We start from the raw sequence: 17,522 nt of genomic DNA, 5'->3' as shown, positions 1-17,522 counted from the left end.
ATTTGTTTTTAGCTAACGGCTAACAGCTATGGTTAATCTAAAATAGCTTTAATTCCCGGAAGTACTTTTCCTTCCATAAATTCTAACATTGCTCCACCTCCGGTAGAAACGTAGCTAACATTTTGAGCTAAGTCGTATTTATTTATAGCTGCAACAGAATCGCCCCCACCAATTAAACTGTATGCTCCTTTTGAGGTAGCACCGGCAACAGCCATAGCAATTGTTTTAGTTCCTTCGGCAAAATTTTCCATTTCAAAAACCCCCATAGGGCCATTCCATAAAATAGTAGCCGAATTAAGAATTACTTTTTTAAAACTTTCACGACTCTTTGTTCCAATATCAAGACCCATCCATCCCTGCTCAATATCAAAAGAAGCAACCTCTTTTATATTTGCATCATTGCTAAAATTATCGGCAACAATTGCATCAGAAGGAATATGTATAGATACACCTAAAGTTTTTGCTTTCGACAAAATATCGTTGGCCTTATTTAACAACTCCTCTTCTACTAATGACGATCCTATTTCACCGCTCATAGCCTTAATAAAGGTAAACATCATTCCTCCGCCAATAATAAGATTATCTACTTTTTGAAGTAAATTTTCTATAATACCTATCTTATCCGAAACTTTAGCTCCTCCAAGAATTGCGGTAAAAGGTTTATTAGTATCATTTAACACTTTATTAATGCTGGCAATTTCGTTTGCCATAACATAGCCAAAGACTTTAGCTTTAGGAAAAAACTTAGCAATAATAGTCGTTGAAGCGTGTGCGCGATGTGCGGTACCAAAGGCATCGTTAACATATATATCTGCTAATTGAGATAATTTTTCAGCAAAAGCATCATCACCTTTTGTTTCTTCTTTGTAAAACCTAAGGTTTTCCAAAAGTAAAACCTGCCCGCCTTTTAAGCCTTCAGCAAGCGACTTAGCTTCTTCTCCTATACAATCAGAAGCAAATAAAACATTAGTACTTAACTTTTTATTAAGTGTAGGTATTAAATGTCTAAGTGAGAATTTGTCTTCCGGACCATTTTTTGGGCGTCCTAAATGCGACATTAAAATAACAGACCCACCATCTGCTAATATTTTTTTAATACTTGGAATGGCAGCATTAATACGAGTTTCATCAGTTATTTCAAGCTTCTCGTTTAATGGAACATTAAAGTCAACTCTAACAATAGCACTTTTCCCGTTAAAATTGATATTATCAATAGTTTTCATAATAAATTTTTTAGGTTAAAAAACGCTTCAAAGTTACATAAATTGAATGGAAATGATTATTTAAATTATGGCAATAATGGATTAAAGCTTGATAGAAATCGTTAAAAATGATTTGTATAAGTAAACACTATACCTGCACTCAGTTAGCGCATAATTTTTTTCACATTATTTAAAGACGCTTCGGATTAGAAAAAATTCATACCATTTTTTTATTGCGACTATATTTTTTGTATTTTAGCCGCCGCTAAGAGACTTTATTGTCTGTTGGAGAAAAGGAGAGATGACCGAGTGGCTTAAGGTGCACGCTTGGAAAGCGTGTGTACGCCAAAAGTGTACCGAGGGTTCGAATCCCTCTTTCTCCGCAAGTTTTTTGAACTAAATAAAAATAAATTAAATAGAAGTTTTGTAAATAAATTGGATTATTATGAAAAAACTAATTGCTTTTTTAACATTGGCCGGATTATTATCTTTTGGTTTTACCAATATGGTTATAGCTCAAGAAGATGCTCAGGCGCAAACTGAAGAGTTAACTCAAACCGTAGATTCGACTGCTGTTGAAGCAGATTCTCTAGCTGTTGCTGTAGAAGAAGTAGCAACTTTAGAAGAAGAGGTTGAAGTTAATAAAGGATTCCACCAAATTCTTAAAGAACAATTTATAACTGGTGGTGCCGGATTTATGGGAGTTGTATTATTAGCCTTAATTTTTGGCTTGGCACTTTCCGTTGAAAGAATTATTTATTTGAATCTTTCTACAACCAACACTAAGAAATTATTAAATAAAGTTGAAACTGCTTTGCAAAATGGTGGTGTTGATGCTGCTAAAGAAGTATGTAAAAACACTAAAGGACCTGTTGCAAGTATTTTCTGGCAAGGTTTGCACAAATACGATGACGGCTTAGATGCTGTTGAAAAATCTATTGTTGCTTTTGGTGGCGTTCTGATGGGACGTTTAGAAAAAGGACTTTCTTGGATTGCCTTATTTATTGCTCTTGCACCTATGCTTGGTTTCATGGGAACGGTAATCGGTATGATTGGTGCTTTTGCTGATATTGCAGCAGCCGGTAATATTTCCGCAACAGTTGTTGCCAGCGGTATTCAAGTAGCCCTTTTAACAACAGTTTTCGGATTGATAGTTGCTATTATTTTGCAAATCTTTTATAACTATTTAGTTGCTAAGATCGATAGTATTGTCAACGATATGGAAGATAGCACTATAGAATTTGTAGATATCCTTGCTATTCATAACAAATCAAGTAAATAATAATTAATATGGATAATTTATTAAAAAACATATTTAAAGGTGTATCAATTATCCTGATTGCTATTGCTGCGATTTATCAGATAGTAGTTTTTTATCAGGGAGACGCACTTTCAGATAGTGTTCTAGATGGATATTTCTGGGTAGCTTACATTGCCTTTGGATTATCTGCTCTATTCGCTATTATCTTCCCAATAATTCAAATCCTCGCTAACCCAAAAGAAGCTTTAAAATCACTTATCGGTTTTGTAGTAATTGTAGGCCTTTGGTTTGCAGCTTACGCTTTAGCAGATAATTCATTTACTCCTATGCAATTGGAAAAAATGAAAATTACTGTTGAAACTTCCAGAATGGTTGGAGCAGGTTTGATTTATACATACATTATTTTTGCATTGGCAGTATTAGCAATTATTTACGCTAGTATTTCCAACTTTTTTAAATAATAAAACTAAAAGATTATGGCGGCAAAAACACCCGAATTAAATGCTAGCTCGATGGCTGATATAGCTTTCTTGCTACTCATCTTTTTCCTGGTTACAACAACTATGGATGTAGATACAGGTATTGGTCGTAAATTGCCTCCTCCACCTGACCCTTCTGCAAAACCACCAGATTTTAAAACTAGGAATGTGATGAATGTGTTAGTAAACAAAAGTGACCGTTTACTGATAAATGGTCGTCCAGGTGATATTTCTACTCTAAAGGATGAAACCAAGGAGTTTATTACACCTCATATTCCTGATAATACAGACTTTCCTGAAGTTTTTGAAGAAGAAATAGAGTTATTAGGTAAGGTTTATAGATCTAGAGCTCTTATATCTTTAAAAAATGACCGTGGTACATCTTATAAAATGTATATTGCTGTTCAGGATAAGCTAGCACAAGCTTTTACAGAACTTAAAAATGAGCTATCTATGAAAAAGTTTGGCAGGAAATATGCAGATATTAATGAGGATCAGAAGAAAGCAATTAATAAAGCAATTCCATCACGTGTATCCGAGGCGGAACCTGAGGATATCGGTGGTAAATAATTAAAGAAGGAGAAAAAATGTCAAGATTCAAAAAAAAGGGAGGAAAAGATACTCCCGGTATATCAACGGCCTCTTTGCCTGATATTATTTTTATGCTTTTATTTTTCTTCATGGTTACTACAGTAATGCGCGAAACAGAGCTGTTAGTTAAAGTAGCTGCACCTGATGCTAAGGAAGTAGTAAAACTGGAAAAGAAATCATTAGTAAGTTTTATTTATGTTGGAGAACCCGTTCAAACAAAACTGGGAACAAATACACGTATTCAGCTAAATGATGCTTTTGGCTCCGTCGACGCTATTCCGGAATTTATTGCTAAAGAACGTGAAGCTAGAGATGAGGCAGATAGAAAATTTCTTATTACTTCTTTAAAAGTAGATAAGGACACTAAAATGGGTATAGTAACCGATATTAAACAAGAATTACGTAAAGTAGGAGCGTTTAAAGTTAGTTACTCTGTAACTCAAGAACAGGAAAAAAAATAGAAGCAATTTCTATACACATAAAAAGGCCACTCAAATTGAGTGGCCTTTTTTTATATACTCTGAAAGCCATGAAATAAAAGATCCAAGCCCAACTGCTTTTAATCTATTATTTTATTTATACCCATTTAAAATATAGAATGAAAAATCTACTTTTTAATAATTTTTATTGTTTTCTGTTGATTGTCAGCGTAGATAGTCAACAAATAAATCCCGTTTGAGAAGTTTGAAATATCGATAGTGTATTCTTCACGTAAAACATTTAAAGCCACCTTAAGAAAATGCACAGCGACAGTATTTAGAAAATGTGCTTGACAAATATTCGGAGCAAAAATTATAATTAGCTATTATGCAACAAAAGAATACTGCATTTATAATATTGTTATCCAAATATTAAACCCTATCCTTTACTCTTTCGCTATAAAAAAACCATAAACCTGCAATACTTAAAAAGATACTTAATAAAATACTTAAAATTGTAAACAATGTAATAGGGTTATCAGCATTAAACTCGTCCATATTAGGTGCTATCTCAGTAGTACCACTAAAAAAAGCATAGACCACTATAACTCCATTGTTTAAAATATGTGCAATAATTGGAATCCATAAATTACGCGACCAATAATAGTAGTAACCAAATAAAGCTCCTAAAAGCATGCGGGGAATAAATCCAAAAAATTGGAAATGCATTAAACTAAATAAAGCAGCTGCCAACCATATCCCTAAATGAGCATTTTTAGTTATTCGTATAAAAAGTGGCTGCACGATGCCTCTTAAGAGTAATTCTTCGCCTAAACCCGCTAAAACAGACATCATCAATAAATTGACTAGCAAAGTTGACCATCCGTTACCGCTTAAAAATATCTCGGTTAATTTAGTAGCATCAATTTCCATTTGGCGCATCCAATTTTCTAAAGAAGCAAAAGCCGATGGAAGATGAAGTCTATAGTTTAATTCCATTACCCAATTCAAAAAAGGGGAGCTCACAAATCCAATTACTATAGCAATCACTATCAAGTTTATTTTAGGGCTCTTATTCAAAGTAAAAAAAGATAGCGGTCTCTTATTCACCAATAAAGCGAAAAAGAAGCTGGAGGCAATAAAAATAGCAATCTGACTAATAATTTGAAAATATTTAAGCAAGGCTATATCTTGAGGCGTCTTAGCAAGCTCCATATTCCCCATAGCTGTAAAAATATTTCCATCTATAAAAGGAACAGCAATTAATATCCCAAAGGGAGTGAGTATAAAAAATGATGCTAATAAAATAAGAAGAAGAGCAAAGAATTGCTTTCCTGCCGAATAATTTTCTAGAATGGGCATATTAATTAAAAAATTTAAGATGTATATATCTTTATTGCCGTGTCAAAAATACTGCTTTTTTATCAAAAACAGAACCTTTATGTTCTTTGATACGTATCAGTTTATAATTCTTAAAATTAGAATTCAAAATACTTTTTATTTTACTTCTAATTCTAAGACACGTAAATATAATTAGTTAAACGCAAAAAAAATAAGAATTAATTTTTCCCTAATTTAGAATTAACATAAAAAGTCTATGAGTACTTTTAAAATATTTATTGTTGAAGATGATAAAATATTAGCCCGTAGAATGGCTTATGAATTGGAAATGAATCCCGATTACGAAGTCGAAACATTTTACAATGGCGAAAGCTTTTTGAAGCATCTTAACGAAACTCCTGATGCTGTTACCTTAGATTATTTATTACCCGACACTACAGGTGCCGAAATATTACAGAAAATTATAGCCTTTGATCCAAATATACCTGTCCTAGTTGTTTCGGGTCAACAAGATGTTCTTACTGCTCTGAATTTAATGAGAGACGGTGCTTATAATTATATGGTTAAATCTGACGATATGATTAAAAAGCTTCGTAAGGTAATGTCTAATATCCATGAAAAAGTGATGTTAGAACGAAAGGTTCTATCTCTTGAACAAGAAATAAGAAAGAAATATCGCTTTAGCAATTTAATAAAAGGAAAAAGTTCTGCCATCCTACACGTTTTTGAATTGATGGAGAAGGCAGTTAGAAGTAATATTACCGTTTCAATTACCGGAGAAACCGGGACAGGAAAAGAGTTAGTAGCAAAATCTATCCATTATAATTCAAAACGCAAAAACCAAAATTTAGTGGCAATAAATGTCTCAGCTATTCCTAAAGAACTAATAGAAAGTGAACTTTTCGGATATGACAAAGGAGCTTTTACGGGTGCAAATCAGTCAAAAAACGGAAAATTTGAAGAGGCTCATCTCGGAACACTATTTTTAGATGAAATTGGCGATATGGACATAAATATGCAAACTAAGCTTTTAAGAGTATTACAAGATGGAGAATTTTCAAGATTAGGGAGTAATAAAGTAAAAAAAGTAGATTGCAGAGTAATAACAGCCACCAATAAAAATTTATCGCAAGAAGTTAAAAAAGGAAATTTTAGAGAAGATTTATATTATAGATTATTGGGTCTTCCTATTGAAATTCCACCGCTTCGCGATAGAGGCAGCGATATAATTTTATTAAGCCAATATTTTATAAAACATTTCTCAAAAGAAAATAACGTAGCACCAAAAGAGCTAAGTCCGGAAGCAATCTATAAATTAAACAGCTATCATTTCCCCGGTAACATACGTGAACTTCAGTCTATTATAGAGCTAGCAATTGTATTATCAAACGGATTAACTATTAAAGAATCGGATATACATTTTAATTCGGCAGATAGGATGGATGATTTATTCTTAAAAGAAATGACTTTAAAAGAATACGATATGCAAATTGTAAAGATTTTTTTAAAAAAATATGATAATGATATTCCTAATGTTGCCAACCGACTACAGATAGGTAAATCTACTATTTACCGAATGATGGCAGAAGATAAAAAAGCAAATAAACACGAAACATCTTAATCTATTAAATAACCATCTTGGGTAAAGATATCGAATAGATCCTGTCCGGGCTTTAGCCACAATCCTCTGAGTCCAACACTATTTGCCGCCGAAATATTTATGTCGTAATCGTCAATAAAAACAGTTTCCTCGGCTTTAATTAAATTATCTTGAATTAAAAAATTAAAAATTCGCTCATCGGGTTTTCTCATTCCAACTTGATGTGAAAAATACAGTTTATCAAAAGCTGCTAAAAAATTTCGAAAACGATTTTGCATTTTCAATTCGCGCATATATTGCTGATAATGAATCTGATTAGTATTACTAAGCAAGAAAGTGCAATAATGCTTCCCGACTTTTTCTAACAACTCTAATCTTTCCGTTACAAAACCCACTAAAAGCGCATTCCAAGCCTGATCAATTTTTTTATCGGAAGTATTTTCAGGAAGATGTTCTCGAATAGTATTCCTAAAAACAAATGGTGAAATTTTTCCAATCTCAAAGTCTTCAAATAATTGAGTTTGTACAGCATGTCCGTAGAGCTCATCAAAGTCTTTAATTCCTAATTTAAGAAATGCCTCTTTGGTTTTTAAGTGATCGATATTGTAAATAACACCGCCAAAGTCGAAAATGATATTTTTTACCATAAGTACTAAGTTAGGAAAATATAAAAGTCTGAGTATTAACAAAATACTCAGACTATTTTTTTTATTAGAAAGAGAGCTTAGAACTCTTCTTTTATTTGTTTTACCCAAGCTTTAATGCGCTCTTCGCTAATGTCATCTTGTTGATCTTCATCTAAAGCCAGCCCAACAAAATAATCTCCATTTACAGCTTTTGAATCCGTAAAGTCGTATCCTTCTGTTGACCATTTTCCCATTAACTGAGCACCGGCTTCGGTAAATGCATCGTAAATAATTCTTAAGCCATCCACAAAATTAGATGGCCACAAAACCTGGTCGCCTAAACCGAATAGAGCCACTTTTTTAGTTACAAAATCATGTTTTTGTAAAGCTGCAAAGAAAATATTCCAAGGACTCTCACTTTTTGTTCCTTCCCACGTTTCTGCTCCTAATGAAGAACCGCCAACAACAAAATTATCATATTTAACCAAGACGTCATCAGTTACTTCGTTTAATGGTATAATGTCAATATCATTATATTCTTTTGCAATCATATTAGCAGCATTCTCAACATTACCACTCTTGGGCCAGAAGATTAAAACAGTTTTATTCATAGATATATTTTTTACTTATTTAAAGGCTAAAATTACGATATTTATTAAAATAAATATGAAGAAGGCATAAGTAAAATTTCAAATACAATTTGAAATTTCATAAAATACATACGGAAAGTGCACTAAATTTTTGCTAAAGTCGTTCGTCCACCGACAACCAAATCTTTTAAAGCAACACTAATTTCTGTCCCAAGGGGAAGAAATACATCAACACGAGAGCCAAATTTAATAAATCCTATTTCTTCACTCTGATTCAAACTTTCTCCAACTTTAGCATAACAAACAATTCTTCGAGCCATAGCACCGGCAATCTGACGAACAAGGATTTTTGCGCCGTTTTCTAATTGAACCCCAATACTTGTACGTTCGTTAAGAGTAGATGATTTAGGATGCCAAGCTACCATATGTTTTCCTGAATGATGTTTAAAATACTCTATAAGACCAGAAGCAGGCATCCAGTTAATATGAATGTCGGAAGGAGACATAAAAACAGAAATCTGTATGCATTTTAGTTTTAAAAATTCTTCTTCAAACACTTCCTCAATAGCAACTATCTCACCATCAGCGGGAGCCAAAATAGCATGCTCATCACGAATAAACTGACGCTTTGGAACACGGAAAAAATAAACAGTACGAAAATAAATAATGGCAAATATCAGGGCAATCAATACTTGCAACCAAATAATAGAAGGTAAAACAAGAATAAGACCTGCTGTTAAGCAGAAAAACAATATAAAAGCTACAATAGCAGTAACATAACCTTCTTTATGAAGTTTCATTGGCAGTGTTTTAAATTAGCAGTAACTAAGATAAATTATTTAATTTTTATTTTTTAAACTAAAAACAATAATTTAACCCCAGATACCTTCAATTTACATCAGCAAATATAGAAAAAAAACGACAAAAGGCAATGCGAAATTAGCAGCATCAAAGCGATCTAAAACTCCTCCATGTCCCGGCATAATGTTTCCGCTATCTTTAACATTAATGCTACGCTTAAGCATAGATTCAACTAAATCACCAAAAATTGCAGAAGGAACCACAATAGCTGCAATAATAATCCAGCTGTTCAAATCTATAGTATTAGTGTATACTCCAAGTAGCCAAGCCATCCCAAAAGTTGATAGTCCTCCTCCTATTGTACCTTCCCAAGATTTCTTAGGTGAAATGCGTTTAAACAAAGGGTGTTTACCAAAAGAAATTCCAAATAGAAAAGCAAAAGTATCGTTAGTCCAGATCAGAAAAAATATCCCTGATAATAACCAAGGCTCAAAATCAGCTTCTCCTCCTACTGGATATTGATGTACAAAATGATAAAGCGAAAACGGAATAGCAATATATATTGTTCCTAATAGTTGATAGGCTATTTGACTAAATGGTTGATCATTCTTTTTATATAATTCAAAAACAAAAAAAAGAAAAATTAGAGGAAAAATACCAAGAATTACAAATGGATTTAACCAAGAAAAAGCAATTGCCGTTATCAAGCTATAAACTACAAGTCCTAATACAAGTCCACTATATGTTTTTTTAATAACTCCCGCTTTTATAAATAATTTGTAAAATTCATACAGACCAAGACCGGTAAGTACGAGCAATATAACAGCTAAAGCAATAGGACTCCAAAATATAGATCCAATTATTATTGCAACAAATACGGCACCTGAAAGGGCACGTGTTAAAATAGTTTTAAACATATTTATTTATTCAACGATATCGTCAACAAAGAAAACATAAATTTCTTTTGGTCCATGCATACCCATCACTAATGTTTTTTCAATATCAGCTGTACGACTAGCTCCACTAATTTGAGTAATCATACTTGGCAGGTTTCCATCGTATTTTTCGCGCATACTAACCAAAGCATCTTTAGTTTCAGGAACTAATTGCGAGGCATATGCAACTATCAAATGTTTTTCGGGAAAGAAATTAAGCCTTCTGCCTGATGAAAGACCGGAAGAAACCATAACGGAGCCAAAACGTGCAATAAGAAATTCGCAAGAAGTAAAAGCACTATATAATGTCTTAAAATCTTCTGCTTTATCGATAAAAGGAACTTCTAAGTTACTAAGTAATGTTTTTAAGTGCGCTTCGCTACAAAACAAAGGCTGGACATCTTCACCGGAAAAGAAATTTTTCAAGACTATTTTTAAATCCTCCTCATCTTCACAATAAATAAACTTACCTCCCAAATTAGTAAATTCTTGTGCAAAATTTAAAGCTAAAGATTCATCAAGTTCACCATAGATTTTTGATTCAAAATCAACGTTAGCATACGGGTTTGGAGTCTTTCCCAAAATGGAATTTCTAATGCTTTTTAATACCTTTTCGCGTGAAGTTGTTTCGTCCATAATAATTAGGATTTTTACTCGCTTGCAGCTTCGGAAGAAGAATCTTCTTTAGGCTTTTCTGTTTTTTCTTTTGGTGCTTCTAATTCTATTTTTTCTTTTGGCGTTTCTTCCTGTTCATTATTATCTTCTTGTAAGCTAAAGTGTTCTTTGCCTTCATCCCAAGGACGCTCTCCAAACACATCCACAAGATCTTCGCGAAAAATTACTTCTTTTTCTATTAAAACTTTAGCCAATTTATGCAATCCTTCTTTATTATCCTCAAGGATTCTGATTGCTTCGGCATAAGCCTTTTCTGATAATTTCTTTACTTCACTATCAATAGTTTCGGCTGTTTTCTCGCTAAACGGCTTATTAAATTGATATTCCTGTTGTCCGGTAGAATCGTAATATGATATATTTCCTATTTTTTCATTAAAACCAAAATATGCCACCATATTAAAAGCCTGACGTGTTACTTTTTCAAGATCGTTTAATGCACCGGTTGAAACCTTATTAAAAATTACTTGTTCGGCTGCTCTACCACCAAGAGTGGCAATCATTTCGTCAAACATTTGTTCAAAAGTAGTTATTTGTCTTTCTTCCGGTAAATACCAGGCTGCACCAAGAGCTTTTCCACGAGGAACAATTGTAACTTTTACCAGAGGATGCGCATGCTCAAGTAACCAGCTAACAGAGGCATGCCCCGATTCATGGTAAGCAATAACTTCTTTTTCCTGTTTAGAAATTATTTTATTTCGCTTTTCTAATCCTCCAATTATACGATCTATTGCATCATAAAAATCTTGTTTTCCAACTTCCTTCTTTTCTTTACGAGCTGCAATAAGTGCTGCTTCGTTACAAACATTGGCAATATCAGCACCTGAAAAACCAGGTGTTTGTCTTGACAATAGGTTGGGGTCAACATTTTTACCAACAGTAAGAGGTTTCATATGAACCTCAAAAATAGCTTTACGTTCTATTAAATCCGGAAGTTCTACAAGAATTTGTCTGTCAAAACGACCTGCACGCAACAATGCTTTATCCAAGACATCAGCACGATTAGTAGCAGCTAAAATAATTACACCGGCATTACTTCCAAAGCCGTCCATCTCTGTAAGTAACTGATTTAGCGTATTTTCCCTTTCGTCATTACCACCTGTCATTGCGTTCTTACCACGAGCACGACCAATTGCGTCAATCTCATCAATAAAAATAATACAAGGTGCTTTTTCTTTTGCTTGTTTAAATAAATCACGAACTCGTGATGCTCCAACACCCACAAACATTTCTACAAAATCCGATCCTGAAAGAGAGAAAAACGGTACCTTTGCTTCTCCCGCAACGGCTTTTGCTAAAAGAGTTTTACCTGTACCCGGAGGGCCTACAAGCAAAGCACCTTTAGGAATTTTACCTCCCAAATCGGTATATTTTTTAGGGCTTTTAAGGAAATCTACAATTTCCATCACCTCAACTTTTGCTTCTTCCAAACCTGCAACATCATTGAAATTAACATTAACAGCAGATTCTTTATCAAACAGTTGTGCTTTAGATTTTCCTATATTGAAGATTTGACCTCCACCTGCTCCACCTTTACTCATCATCCTCATGATGAAGAACCAAACGCCAACCAATAAAATAATCGGGAAAACCCAACCAAAAATATCTTTTCCCCAGTCTTGACGTGTTTCATTAGTGATATATACAGGGTTACTTACGTTTTTTTGAGCTTCCTGAACGCGTTGCTCAAATGTTTCTACCGATCCTATTTGATAATAAAAATCGGGAGAAGAACCTGCAAAATTTGTGCTTGTAGAATTATTAGAATCCTTATCGGTGTATTCGTGCAGCTTATCTTTCTTAATGTATATTTCTGCAATTTCTTTGTTAACCAATGATAGTTTTTCAACAGCTTCATTTTGAAGCATATTTCTCAACTCTCCCCAATTAGTTTCTTTGGAAGTGTCGTTACCTCCAATAAATTGTAATCCGATAAAAATAACGGCTAAGATTCCATAAATCCAATAAAAGTTAAACTTCCCTTTAGATTTAAGAGGATTTGAGCCTAATGTGGATTTTTTCTTATCCATTTTTGGAGTTTTATTTTCTTGTTCTGCCATTCTGTCTGTTTAATAAATAATTTGTTACTGTGTAATACTGATAGTTTCTATTTTAGCATCAGCCCACAGCCCTTCAATATTGTAGAATCTACGTATAGGTTCCTGAAAAATATGCACTACTACATCAACAAAATCAATCAAAATCCATTCTTTATTTTCTCTACCCTCGGTAAAAGCCGGTTTTTCGCCAAGCTGCTTAAAAGCCTGTTCTACAACACTATCAGCTATTGCATCTACCTGCGAAGAAGAACTACCGTGACAAATAATAAAATACTCACTTATAGAATTGGGCATTTCTGAAAAGTCAATTTTAGTTATTTCTAAACCTTTTTTTTCAAGTATTCCAAAAATAACAGTCTCAGCAAGTTTTTCGGCGGAAACGGGTTCTGTATGTTTTCTCATTCAATAATCGAGTTGATATCTATGCAAAAATAAGTAAAATAGGCAATCTATGCTACTTTAGATGTATTCAAACAAATTAAAAGCCAAAATCTTTAAATCGGACGTTTTAGCCGAAAGTTTTTATTTGTTTAACACTTCCTTGATATTTTAATGAACATCCATATCGGCTTTCATAAAAATCAAGTGTTTAAGGGTAGTAAGAATTTCTTGCATATACTCGGTAACGGCTTTTGTACTACCGGGCAATGTATAAACAATAGAAGATCCTATAGTTCCCGCAACGCCTCCGCTGAGTAATGCATTTGGTTTTAAGCTTCCATATTTCATGCGAATAAATTCCATAATTCCGGGAATTTCATGTTCTAACAATGGCTTAACTACCGAAAGAGTAATATCGCGAGAACCAATACCTGTTCCACCTGTGGTAAAAATTAAATCGTAATTATTTTGTGTTGCGTCATCAATTTGAGATTGTAATTCCTCACGACTGTCGGGGATAATTTGTTTATCAATAGATAAATCCCAAGCTGTTTTTTCGAAAAAAGACCGAAGCTTATCTACAATTATTTGGCCGCTTCTATCTTCATAAATACCTTTGCTGGCGCGATCGCTAAGCGTAATTATCTTAGCATTAAATATTTTAGGAACGTAAGTGAGTTCATCTCCTGCTTGTAATACTCCCCCCTCAAGAACTCGCATAAAAACACCTACTCGTGGCATAACGTAATGTCCTATTTCGCTAAAAGAAGAATGAAAAGGCTTGCCTACTTGCCCTACTTCCAAAACAACTCCATTGCCTTCAAAACGATCAAATGCTTTTACCTTCGTATCACCCAAACCTTCTACTCTAATATTTTCTGCAAACTCGCCCGTTTCTGTAGTGCGACTTGATGTAATTTTTCTAAAAGCCTCAATATGTGACTGATCTATAAGGCTTACCGCTCTAATTGTATTTGCATGTACGTCTCCAATTACACCGCTTTTATTTAAATCTATTTTCTCTACGCTATATTTGCGTCCTCTTTCAGTCGCCAGACTAACGGATAAAATTTTTAATTTCATAAATATTAGTTCAAATTTATACTCAATCGTTCTTGAATTTCTTAAAATTGTATACCACTAAATTTAATTTTATGTATTTGAATACAATTACTGAAAGCAGAACGATATAGAATGCAAAAATAGGAAATTATAGTCTTAAAATTAAGTTTAAGCACTTTTGGGAATATACTGTATTTTATCACCGGCACGGATAATCCCCTTTTTGATTACGCGAGCAAAAATACCTTCTTTTGGCATTACACAAGAACCTATTTCTCGGAAAATAGCACAATTATCACCATGACATTTCTTACCAATTTGTGTTATTTCCAACTCTGTTTCGCCAATTATTAAACGATCGCCCGGAACGGTTTTGTACAATACAATACCTTCGGTAGTTATATTTTCAGCAAATTCGCCATAGGCAACATTACGCTTAACTGCACGAGAAAATTTCTCATTACTTTCCTTTGCTAAAAGACTAACTTGTCTGTGCCATTTTCCTGCATGGGCATCTTTATCAACACCCGTATAGGTTAATTTAATAGTTTCAACAGGAACTTTTATTGTCCCTTTCTTCTCCGAAATATTTACAGATACAACTTGCATTTTCTATATTTTTTTAAGAGCACAAAAATACAAATTTTTATATGTATTTATTTACATATTTTGACAAAATCTTGTATTTTTAAAAAATACAAACTATTGGAAATAGAGATAGATCTTCAATTAATAGTACTGAATAAAGTATTTTTTTGGAAAAATTGAATGAATGTTTTACTTTCGTTAAAAGTTAATTTAATAATAATGCATATTAAAGAAGCTCAAGATGCAGTAGATCAATGGATTAAAAGAAACGGCGTTCGTTACTTTAATGAGCTTACCAATATGGTCATTTTAAGTGAAGAAGTTGGAGAAATGGCACGTATTATTAGTCGAACTTACGGAGAACAATCTTTTAAAGAAAGCGACAAAGAAGTAAATCTTGCCGATGAAATGGCTGATGTATTATTTGTTTTGATATGTATGGCAAATCAAACGGGAATAGATTTAACAACAGCTTTTAAAAAGAATATTGAGAAGAAAACAAATCGCGATAGCGAGCGACATAAAAACAATCAGAAACTAAAATAAATTTAAATTCTAAAACATGAAAAAAGTTTATAACTTGTTTATCTTGATGCTTTTTATAGCATTTTCAACAAATGCTTTAGCACAGGAAGAAGTAAAAGAAAAATCTGAAAATAAGAAAGCCGAAGAAATTAAAACCGGATGGAACGTAGGCGCACTGCCTGTGGTTTCTTTCGATAGCGATATGGGTTTTCAATACGGTGCTTTATCTAGCATCTACAATTATGGCGATGGCAGCCGCTATCCGGAATACAATCATATGTTTTATATAGAGGCTTCTAAATTTACAAAAGGAGGAAGTATTTTCCGCTTTGCCTACGAAGGCGATCAGTTAATAAAAGGCGTTAGAATAAATTTCGACTTAGGCTATTTGCCCGATGATTTAGCTGCATTTTATGGCTTTAATGGTTATGAATCTGTCTATAATGCAGAATGGGAAGATCAAGATGATCCTGCTTATTTAAGCCGGATGATTTATAAACATAAGCGTAATTTATTCCGTACTACTGCCGATTTTGTTGGCGGTTTAGGCCTTGGTAAACTGCAATGGTCTGCTGGAATAGGCTATTATAATTTTGATATCGGTTCAGTAGATATAGATAAATATAATGATGGTGTAGATCCATCCGACCCAGATTATCTACCAGATTTAAATACCACTCCCGGCTTATATGAAAACTATATGGCTTGGGGATTAATCCCAACTGCTGATGCCGAAGGTGGTTCAATGGTAAGCTTAAAAGCGGGATTAACTTACGATTCTCGTGATAACCGATCCAACCCTAATAGAGGAATATGGACAGAAGCAGGTTTCTTTTATGCTCCCGGCTTTTTAGGTAGTGCAGATGAGGGATTTGTGAAGTTTTATATTACACATCGTCAGTATTTCACAGTAATAAAAAACCGTTTAACCTTTGCTTATCGTATAGGTTATCAAGATAATATTGCAGGGGAAGCCCCTTGGTACACTGAGAATATGATGATTATTGCTGCTAATCGTTCTGCTTTCTCCGAAGGCTTAGGTGGTAGCAAAAGTATCCGTGGTGTACTGCGTAATCGTGTTGTTGGTGATGGTATTGCTTACGGAAATTTTGAGGCTCGTTTTAAAGCTGTTAAATTTAAAATGATGAACCAGAATTTTTATATTGGAATTAACGGATTCTTTGATGTAGGTAAAGCAATTGATTTAATACCGGTGACAGTTCCAACAGGAATTGCAACTGCTGATTATTTTGATATTGGATCGGAAGCATTACATATAGGATATGGTGCCGGTTTAAAAATTGTGATGAACCAAAACTTTATTATCAGTGTAGATTACGGTATGGCTGCTGATGATAGAGATGGCAGCTCCGGAATGTATATTGGCTTGAATTATCTTTTCTAGGAAATAATATTTATTAAAATACAAACCCTGCCAAATTTTATTTGGCAGGGTTTAATTATTTAAGCTGCTTTCAATCTTTTATAATAGAATCCAAAGCATCAACCCAAGCATCAGTGTCATTCAGACTTTCAACAAGTTCCAACTTTTCTCCACCGGCTTCTCGAAATAGTTGAGTATATTCAATTCCTAATTCTACTTTCGTTTCCAAACAATCTGCAACAAAAGCAGGAGCAAATAAAAGCACTTTCTTCTTCCCTTGTTTAGCTAATTCTAATAAAAGTTTATCTGTAAAAGGGCTTAACCAATTTTTATTCAAGCGCGATTGAAAACTTACAGAATATTGATCTTTCTTTAAACCAAATTCCTTTATTAGTAATCGGGTAGTATCATAAACAGTGGCTTTATAACACTTTTTACCGTAAGTCGGCATTTCAATATCGCAAGTACAGCTAGAGATAGGCTGTTCGGGATGAGATTTTTGAATATGCGATAAGGGCAAACCGTGATAAGAAAAAACGACATGATCAAAATCTTCAAACTTATATTTAGCAGCTCTTGCTTTCCAAGCTTTTAAAAAATCAGGATGATTGTAAAACTGTTCTATAAACTGAATTTCGGGAATTTGAGGAAATTTTTTAGCTCTGCTTTTAACGGCTTCAATAGCCGTTTGTGTTGTTGAAGCAGCATAATGCGGAAATAAAGGAAGCACTATAAGTTTAGTAAAATTAGCTTTTGAAATTTCCTCTAAAGCTTTATCAATAGATGGATTTCCGTAGCGCATAGCTACAAAAACATCATATTCATTACCCATTTTTGCTGATAGCTTTTCTTTTAATTTAACGCTATTAGTCAGTAAGGGAGAACCTTCTTTTTCCCATAATTGCTGATAAAGCTTAGTCGATTTGGGCGCACGGAAAGGAACGATAATTAAATTAACCAGTATTTTTCTAAAAAGCCAAGGTAAATCAATAACAAAAGGATCGT

General features: G+C 33.6%; 20 protein-coding genes and 1 tRNA gene. 8 read left to right on the top strand and 13 right to left on the bottom strand.

Annotation, left to right across the window (positions count from 1 at the left end):
• Positions 1-32: 32 nt before the first annotated feature.
• Positions 33-1,223 carry a phosphoglycerate kinase gene (locus J7K39_09040; GenBank protein MCD6180033.1) on the bottom strand — a complete coding sequence of 397 codons (1,191 nt, stop codon included), beginning with the start codon at positions 1,221-1,223 and terminating at the stop codon, positions 33-35.
• Positions 1,224-1,497: 274 nt separating this feature from the next.
• Between J7K39_09040 and J7K39_09035 the strand changes: the two genes are divergently transcribed.
• The 5 genes from J7K39_09035 (at position 1,498) to J7K39_09015 (ending at position 3,994) form a co-directional block, all read left to right on the top strand.
• A tRNA-Ser gene (locus J7K39_09035) sits at positions 1,498-1,585 on the top strand.
• Positions 1,586-1,647: 62 nt separating this feature from the next.
• A complete protein-coding gene (locus J7K39_09030) occupies positions 1,648-2,484 on the top strand; it encodes a MotA/TolQ/ExbB proton channel family protein (GenBank protein MCD6180032.1) in 837 nt (278 codons plus the stop codon).
• 8 nt (positions 2,485-2,492) lie between these two features.
• A complete protein-coding gene (locus tag J7K39_09025) occupies positions 2,493-2,924 on the top strand; it encodes a hypothetical protein (protein MCD6180031.1) in 432 nt (143 codons plus the stop codon).
• 15 nt (positions 2,925-2,939) lie between these two features.
• Entirely contained in the window at positions 2,940-3,512 is a 573-nt protein-coding gene (locus J7K39_09020; protein MCD6180030.1) for a biopolymer transporter ExbD, read from the top strand.
• Between the two features lie 17 nt (positions 3,513-3,529).
• Positions 3,530-3,994, top strand: a complete 465-nt coding sequence (locus J7K39_09015) for a biopolymer transporter ExbD (GenBank protein MCD6180029.1) — start codon at positions 3,530-3,532, stop codon at positions 3,992-3,994.
• 146 nt (positions 3,995-4,140) lie between these two features.
• Here the strand turns inward: J7K39_09015 and J7K39_09010 are convergent, their stop codons facing one another.
• Both J7K39_09010 and J7K39_09005 read right to left on the bottom strand, forming a co-directional pair.
• Positions 4,141-4,278 carry a T9SS type A sorting domain-containing protein gene (locus J7K39_09010; GenBank protein MCD6180028.1) on the bottom strand — a complete coding sequence of 46 codons (138 nt, stop codon included), beginning with the start codon at positions 4,276-4,278 and terminating at the stop codon, positions 4,141-4,143.
• A 106-nt stretch (positions 4,279-4,384) separates the two neighbouring features.
• Complete coding sequence (locus J7K39_09005; GenBank protein ID MCD6180027.1) at positions 4,385-5,314, bottom strand: CPBP family intramembrane metalloprotease; 930 nt, start codon at positions 5,312-5,314, stop codon at positions 4,385-4,387.
• Positions 5,315-5,549: 235 nt separating this feature from the next.
• Here J7K39_09005 and J7K39_09000 point away from each other — a divergent pair, with 235 nt between their 5' ends.
• Positions 5,550-6,914: a sigma-54-dependent Fis family transcriptional regulator gene (locus tag J7K39_09000; protein MCD6180026.1), complete on the top strand. Its 1,365-nt coding sequence runs from the start codon at positions 5,550-5,552 to the stop codon at positions 6,912-6,914.
• Here J7K39_09000 and J7K39_08995 read toward each other — a convergent pair.
• The 9 genes from J7K39_08995 to J7K39_08955 form a co-directional block, all read right to left on the bottom strand.
• Complete coding sequence (locus J7K39_08995) at positions 6,911-7,540, bottom strand: HAD family phosphatase (GenBank protein ID MCD6180025.1); 630 nt, start codon at positions 7,538-7,540, stop codon at positions 6,911-6,913. The two genes, J7K39_09000 and J7K39_08995, sit on opposite strands and share 4 nt — an antisense overlap.
• A gap of 77 nt (positions 7,541-7,617) precedes the next feature.
• Positions 7,618-8,130 carry a flavodoxin gene (locus tag J7K39_08990; GenBank protein ID MCD6180024.1) on the bottom strand — a complete coding sequence of 171 codons (513 nt, stop codon included), beginning with the start codon at positions 8,128-8,130 and terminating at the stop codon, positions 7,618-7,620.
• Positions 8,131-8,252: 122 nt separating this feature from the next.
• Complete coding sequence (locus J7K39_08985; protein ID MCD6180023.1) at positions 8,253-8,909, bottom strand: phosphatidylserine decarboxylase family protein; 657 nt, start codon at positions 8,907-8,909, stop codon at positions 8,253-8,255.
• Between the two features lie 93 nt (positions 8,910-9,002).
• A complete protein-coding gene (locus tag J7K39_08980; GenBank protein ID MCD6180022.1) occupies positions 9,003-9,827 on the bottom strand; it encodes a phosphatidate cytidylyltransferase in 825 nt (274 codons plus the stop codon).
• A 6-nt stretch (positions 9,828-9,833) separates the two neighbouring features.
• Positions 9,834-10,481 carry an LUD domain-containing protein gene (locus J7K39_08975; protein MCD6180021.1) on the bottom strand — a complete coding sequence of 216 codons (648 nt, stop codon included), beginning with the start codon at positions 10,479-10,481 and terminating at the stop codon, positions 9,834-9,836.
• A gap of 14 nt (positions 10,482-10,495) precedes the next feature.
• Positions 10,496-12,577 (bottom strand): ATP-dependent zinc metalloprotease FtsH, encoded by a 2,082-nt coding sequence (gene ftsH / locus J7K39_08970; protein ID MCD6180020.1) that lies wholly within the window; start codon positions 12,575-12,577, stop codon positions 10,496-10,498.
• A 24-nt stretch (positions 12,578-12,601) separates the two neighbouring features.
• A complete protein-coding gene (gene rsfS, locus J7K39_08965) occupies positions 12,602-12,979 on the bottom strand; it encodes a ribosome silencing factor (GenBank protein ID MCD6180019.1) in 378 nt (125 codons plus the stop codon).
• Positions 12,980-13,126: 147 nt separating this feature from the next.
• Positions 13,127-14,041, bottom strand: a complete 915-nt coding sequence (locus tag J7K39_08960) for a hypothetical protein (protein ID MCD6180018.1) — start codon at positions 14,039-14,041, stop codon at positions 13,127-13,129.
• Between the two features lie 147 nt (positions 14,042-14,188).
• Entirely contained in the window at positions 14,189-14,629 is a 441-nt protein-coding gene (locus J7K39_08955; GenBank protein MCD6180017.1) for an MOSC domain-containing protein, read from the bottom strand.
• Positions 14,630-14,827: 198 nt separating this feature from the next.
• Here J7K39_08955 and J7K39_08950 point away from each other — a divergent pair, with 198 nt between their 5' ends.
• On the top strand, positions 14,828-15,154 hold the full coding sequence (locus J7K39_08950; protein ID MCD6180016.1) for a nucleotide pyrophosphohydrolase: 327 nt from the start codon (positions 14,828-14,830) through the stop codon (positions 15,152-15,154).
• 16 nt (positions 15,155-15,170) lie between these two features.
• On the top strand, positions 15,171-16,538 hold the full coding sequence (locus J7K39_08945; GenBank protein MCD6180015.1) for a BamA/TamA family outer membrane protein: 1,368 nt from the start codon (positions 15,171-15,173) through the stop codon (positions 16,536-16,538).
• A gap of 70 nt (positions 16,539-16,608) precedes the next feature.
• Here J7K39_08945 and hemH read toward each other — a convergent pair.
• The coding region (hemH, locus tag J7K39_08940; GenBank protein MCD6180014.1) for a ferrochelatase at positions 16,609-17,522 on the bottom strand (914 nt) is incomplete at its 5' end.

This window comes from Bacteroidales bacterium (genome assembly GCA_021157585.1).
In the GTDB taxonomy this organism is placed as follows: Bacteria; Bacteroidota; Bacteroidia; order Bacteroidales; family UBA12170; genus UBA12170.
Note: the sequence above shows the minus strand (reverse complement) of the source record. Positions and strands in the feature narration are given on the sequence as shown.

Coding starts and splice junctions, on each gene's coding strand:
- J7K39_09040 (MCD6180033.1), bottom strand. CDS start 1,223: ATGAAAACTATTGATAATATCAATTTTAACGGGAAAAGTGCTATTGTT.
- J7K39_09030 (MCD6180032.1), top strand. CDS start 1,648: ATGAAAAAACTAATTGCTTTTTTAACATTGGCCGGATTATTATCTTTT.
- J7K39_09025 (MCD6180031.1), top strand. CDS start 2,493: ATGGATAATTTATTAAAAAACATATTTAAAGGTGTATCAATTATCCTG.
- J7K39_09020 (MCD6180030.1), top strand. CDS start 2,940: ATGGCGGCAAAAACACCCGAATTAAATGCTAGCTCGATGGCTGATATA.
- J7K39_09015 (MCD6180029.1), top strand. CDS start 3,530: ATGTCAAGATTCAAAAAAAAGGGAGGAAAAGATACTCCCGGTATATCA.
- J7K39_09005 (MCD6180027.1), bottom strand. CDS start 5,314: ATGCCCATTCTAGAAAATTATTCGGCAGGAAAGCAATTCTTTGCTCTT.
- J7K39_09000 (MCD6180026.1), top strand. CDS start 5,550: ATGAGTACTTTTAAAATATTTATTGTTGAAGATGATAAAATATTAGCC.
- J7K39_08995 (MCD6180025.1), bottom strand. CDS start 7,540: ATGGTAAAAAATATCATTTTCGACTTTGGCGGTGTTATTTACAATATC.
- J7K39_08990 (MCD6180024.1), bottom strand. CDS start 8,130: ATGAATAAAACTGTTTTAATCTTCTGGCCCAAGAGTGGTAATGTTGAG.
- J7K39_08985 (MCD6180023.1), bottom strand. CDS start 8,909: ATGAAACTTCATAAAGAAGGTTATGTTACTGCTATTGTAGCTTTTATA.
- J7K39_08980 (MCD6180022.1), bottom strand. CDS start 9,827: ATGTTTAAAACTATTTTAACACGTGCCCTTTCAGGTGCCGTATTTGTT.
- J7K39_08975 (MCD6180021.1), bottom strand. CDS start 10,481: ATGGACGAAACAACTTCACGCGAAAAGGTATTAAAAAGCATTAGAAAT.
- ftsH (MCD6180020.1), bottom strand. CDS start 12,577: ATGGCAGAACAAGAAAATAAAACTCCAAAAATGGATAAGAAAAAATCC.
- rsfS (MCD6180019.1), bottom strand. CDS start 12,979: ATGAGAAAACATACAGAACCCGTTTCCGCCGAAAAACTTGCTGAGACT.
- J7K39_08960 (MCD6180018.1), bottom strand. CDS start 14,041: ATGAAATTAAAAATTTTATCCGTTAGTCTGGCGACTGAAAGAGGACGC.
- J7K39_08955 (MCD6180017.1), bottom strand. CDS start 14,629: ATGCAAGTTGTATCTGTAAATATTTCGGAGAAGAAAGGGACAATAAAA.
- J7K39_08950 (MCD6180016.1), top strand. CDS start 14,828: ATGCATATTAAAGAAGCTCAAGATGCAGTAGATCAATGGATTAAAAGA.
- J7K39_08945 (MCD6180015.1), top strand. CDS start 15,171: ATGAAAAAAGTTTATAACTTGTTTATCTTGATGCTTTTTATAGCATTT.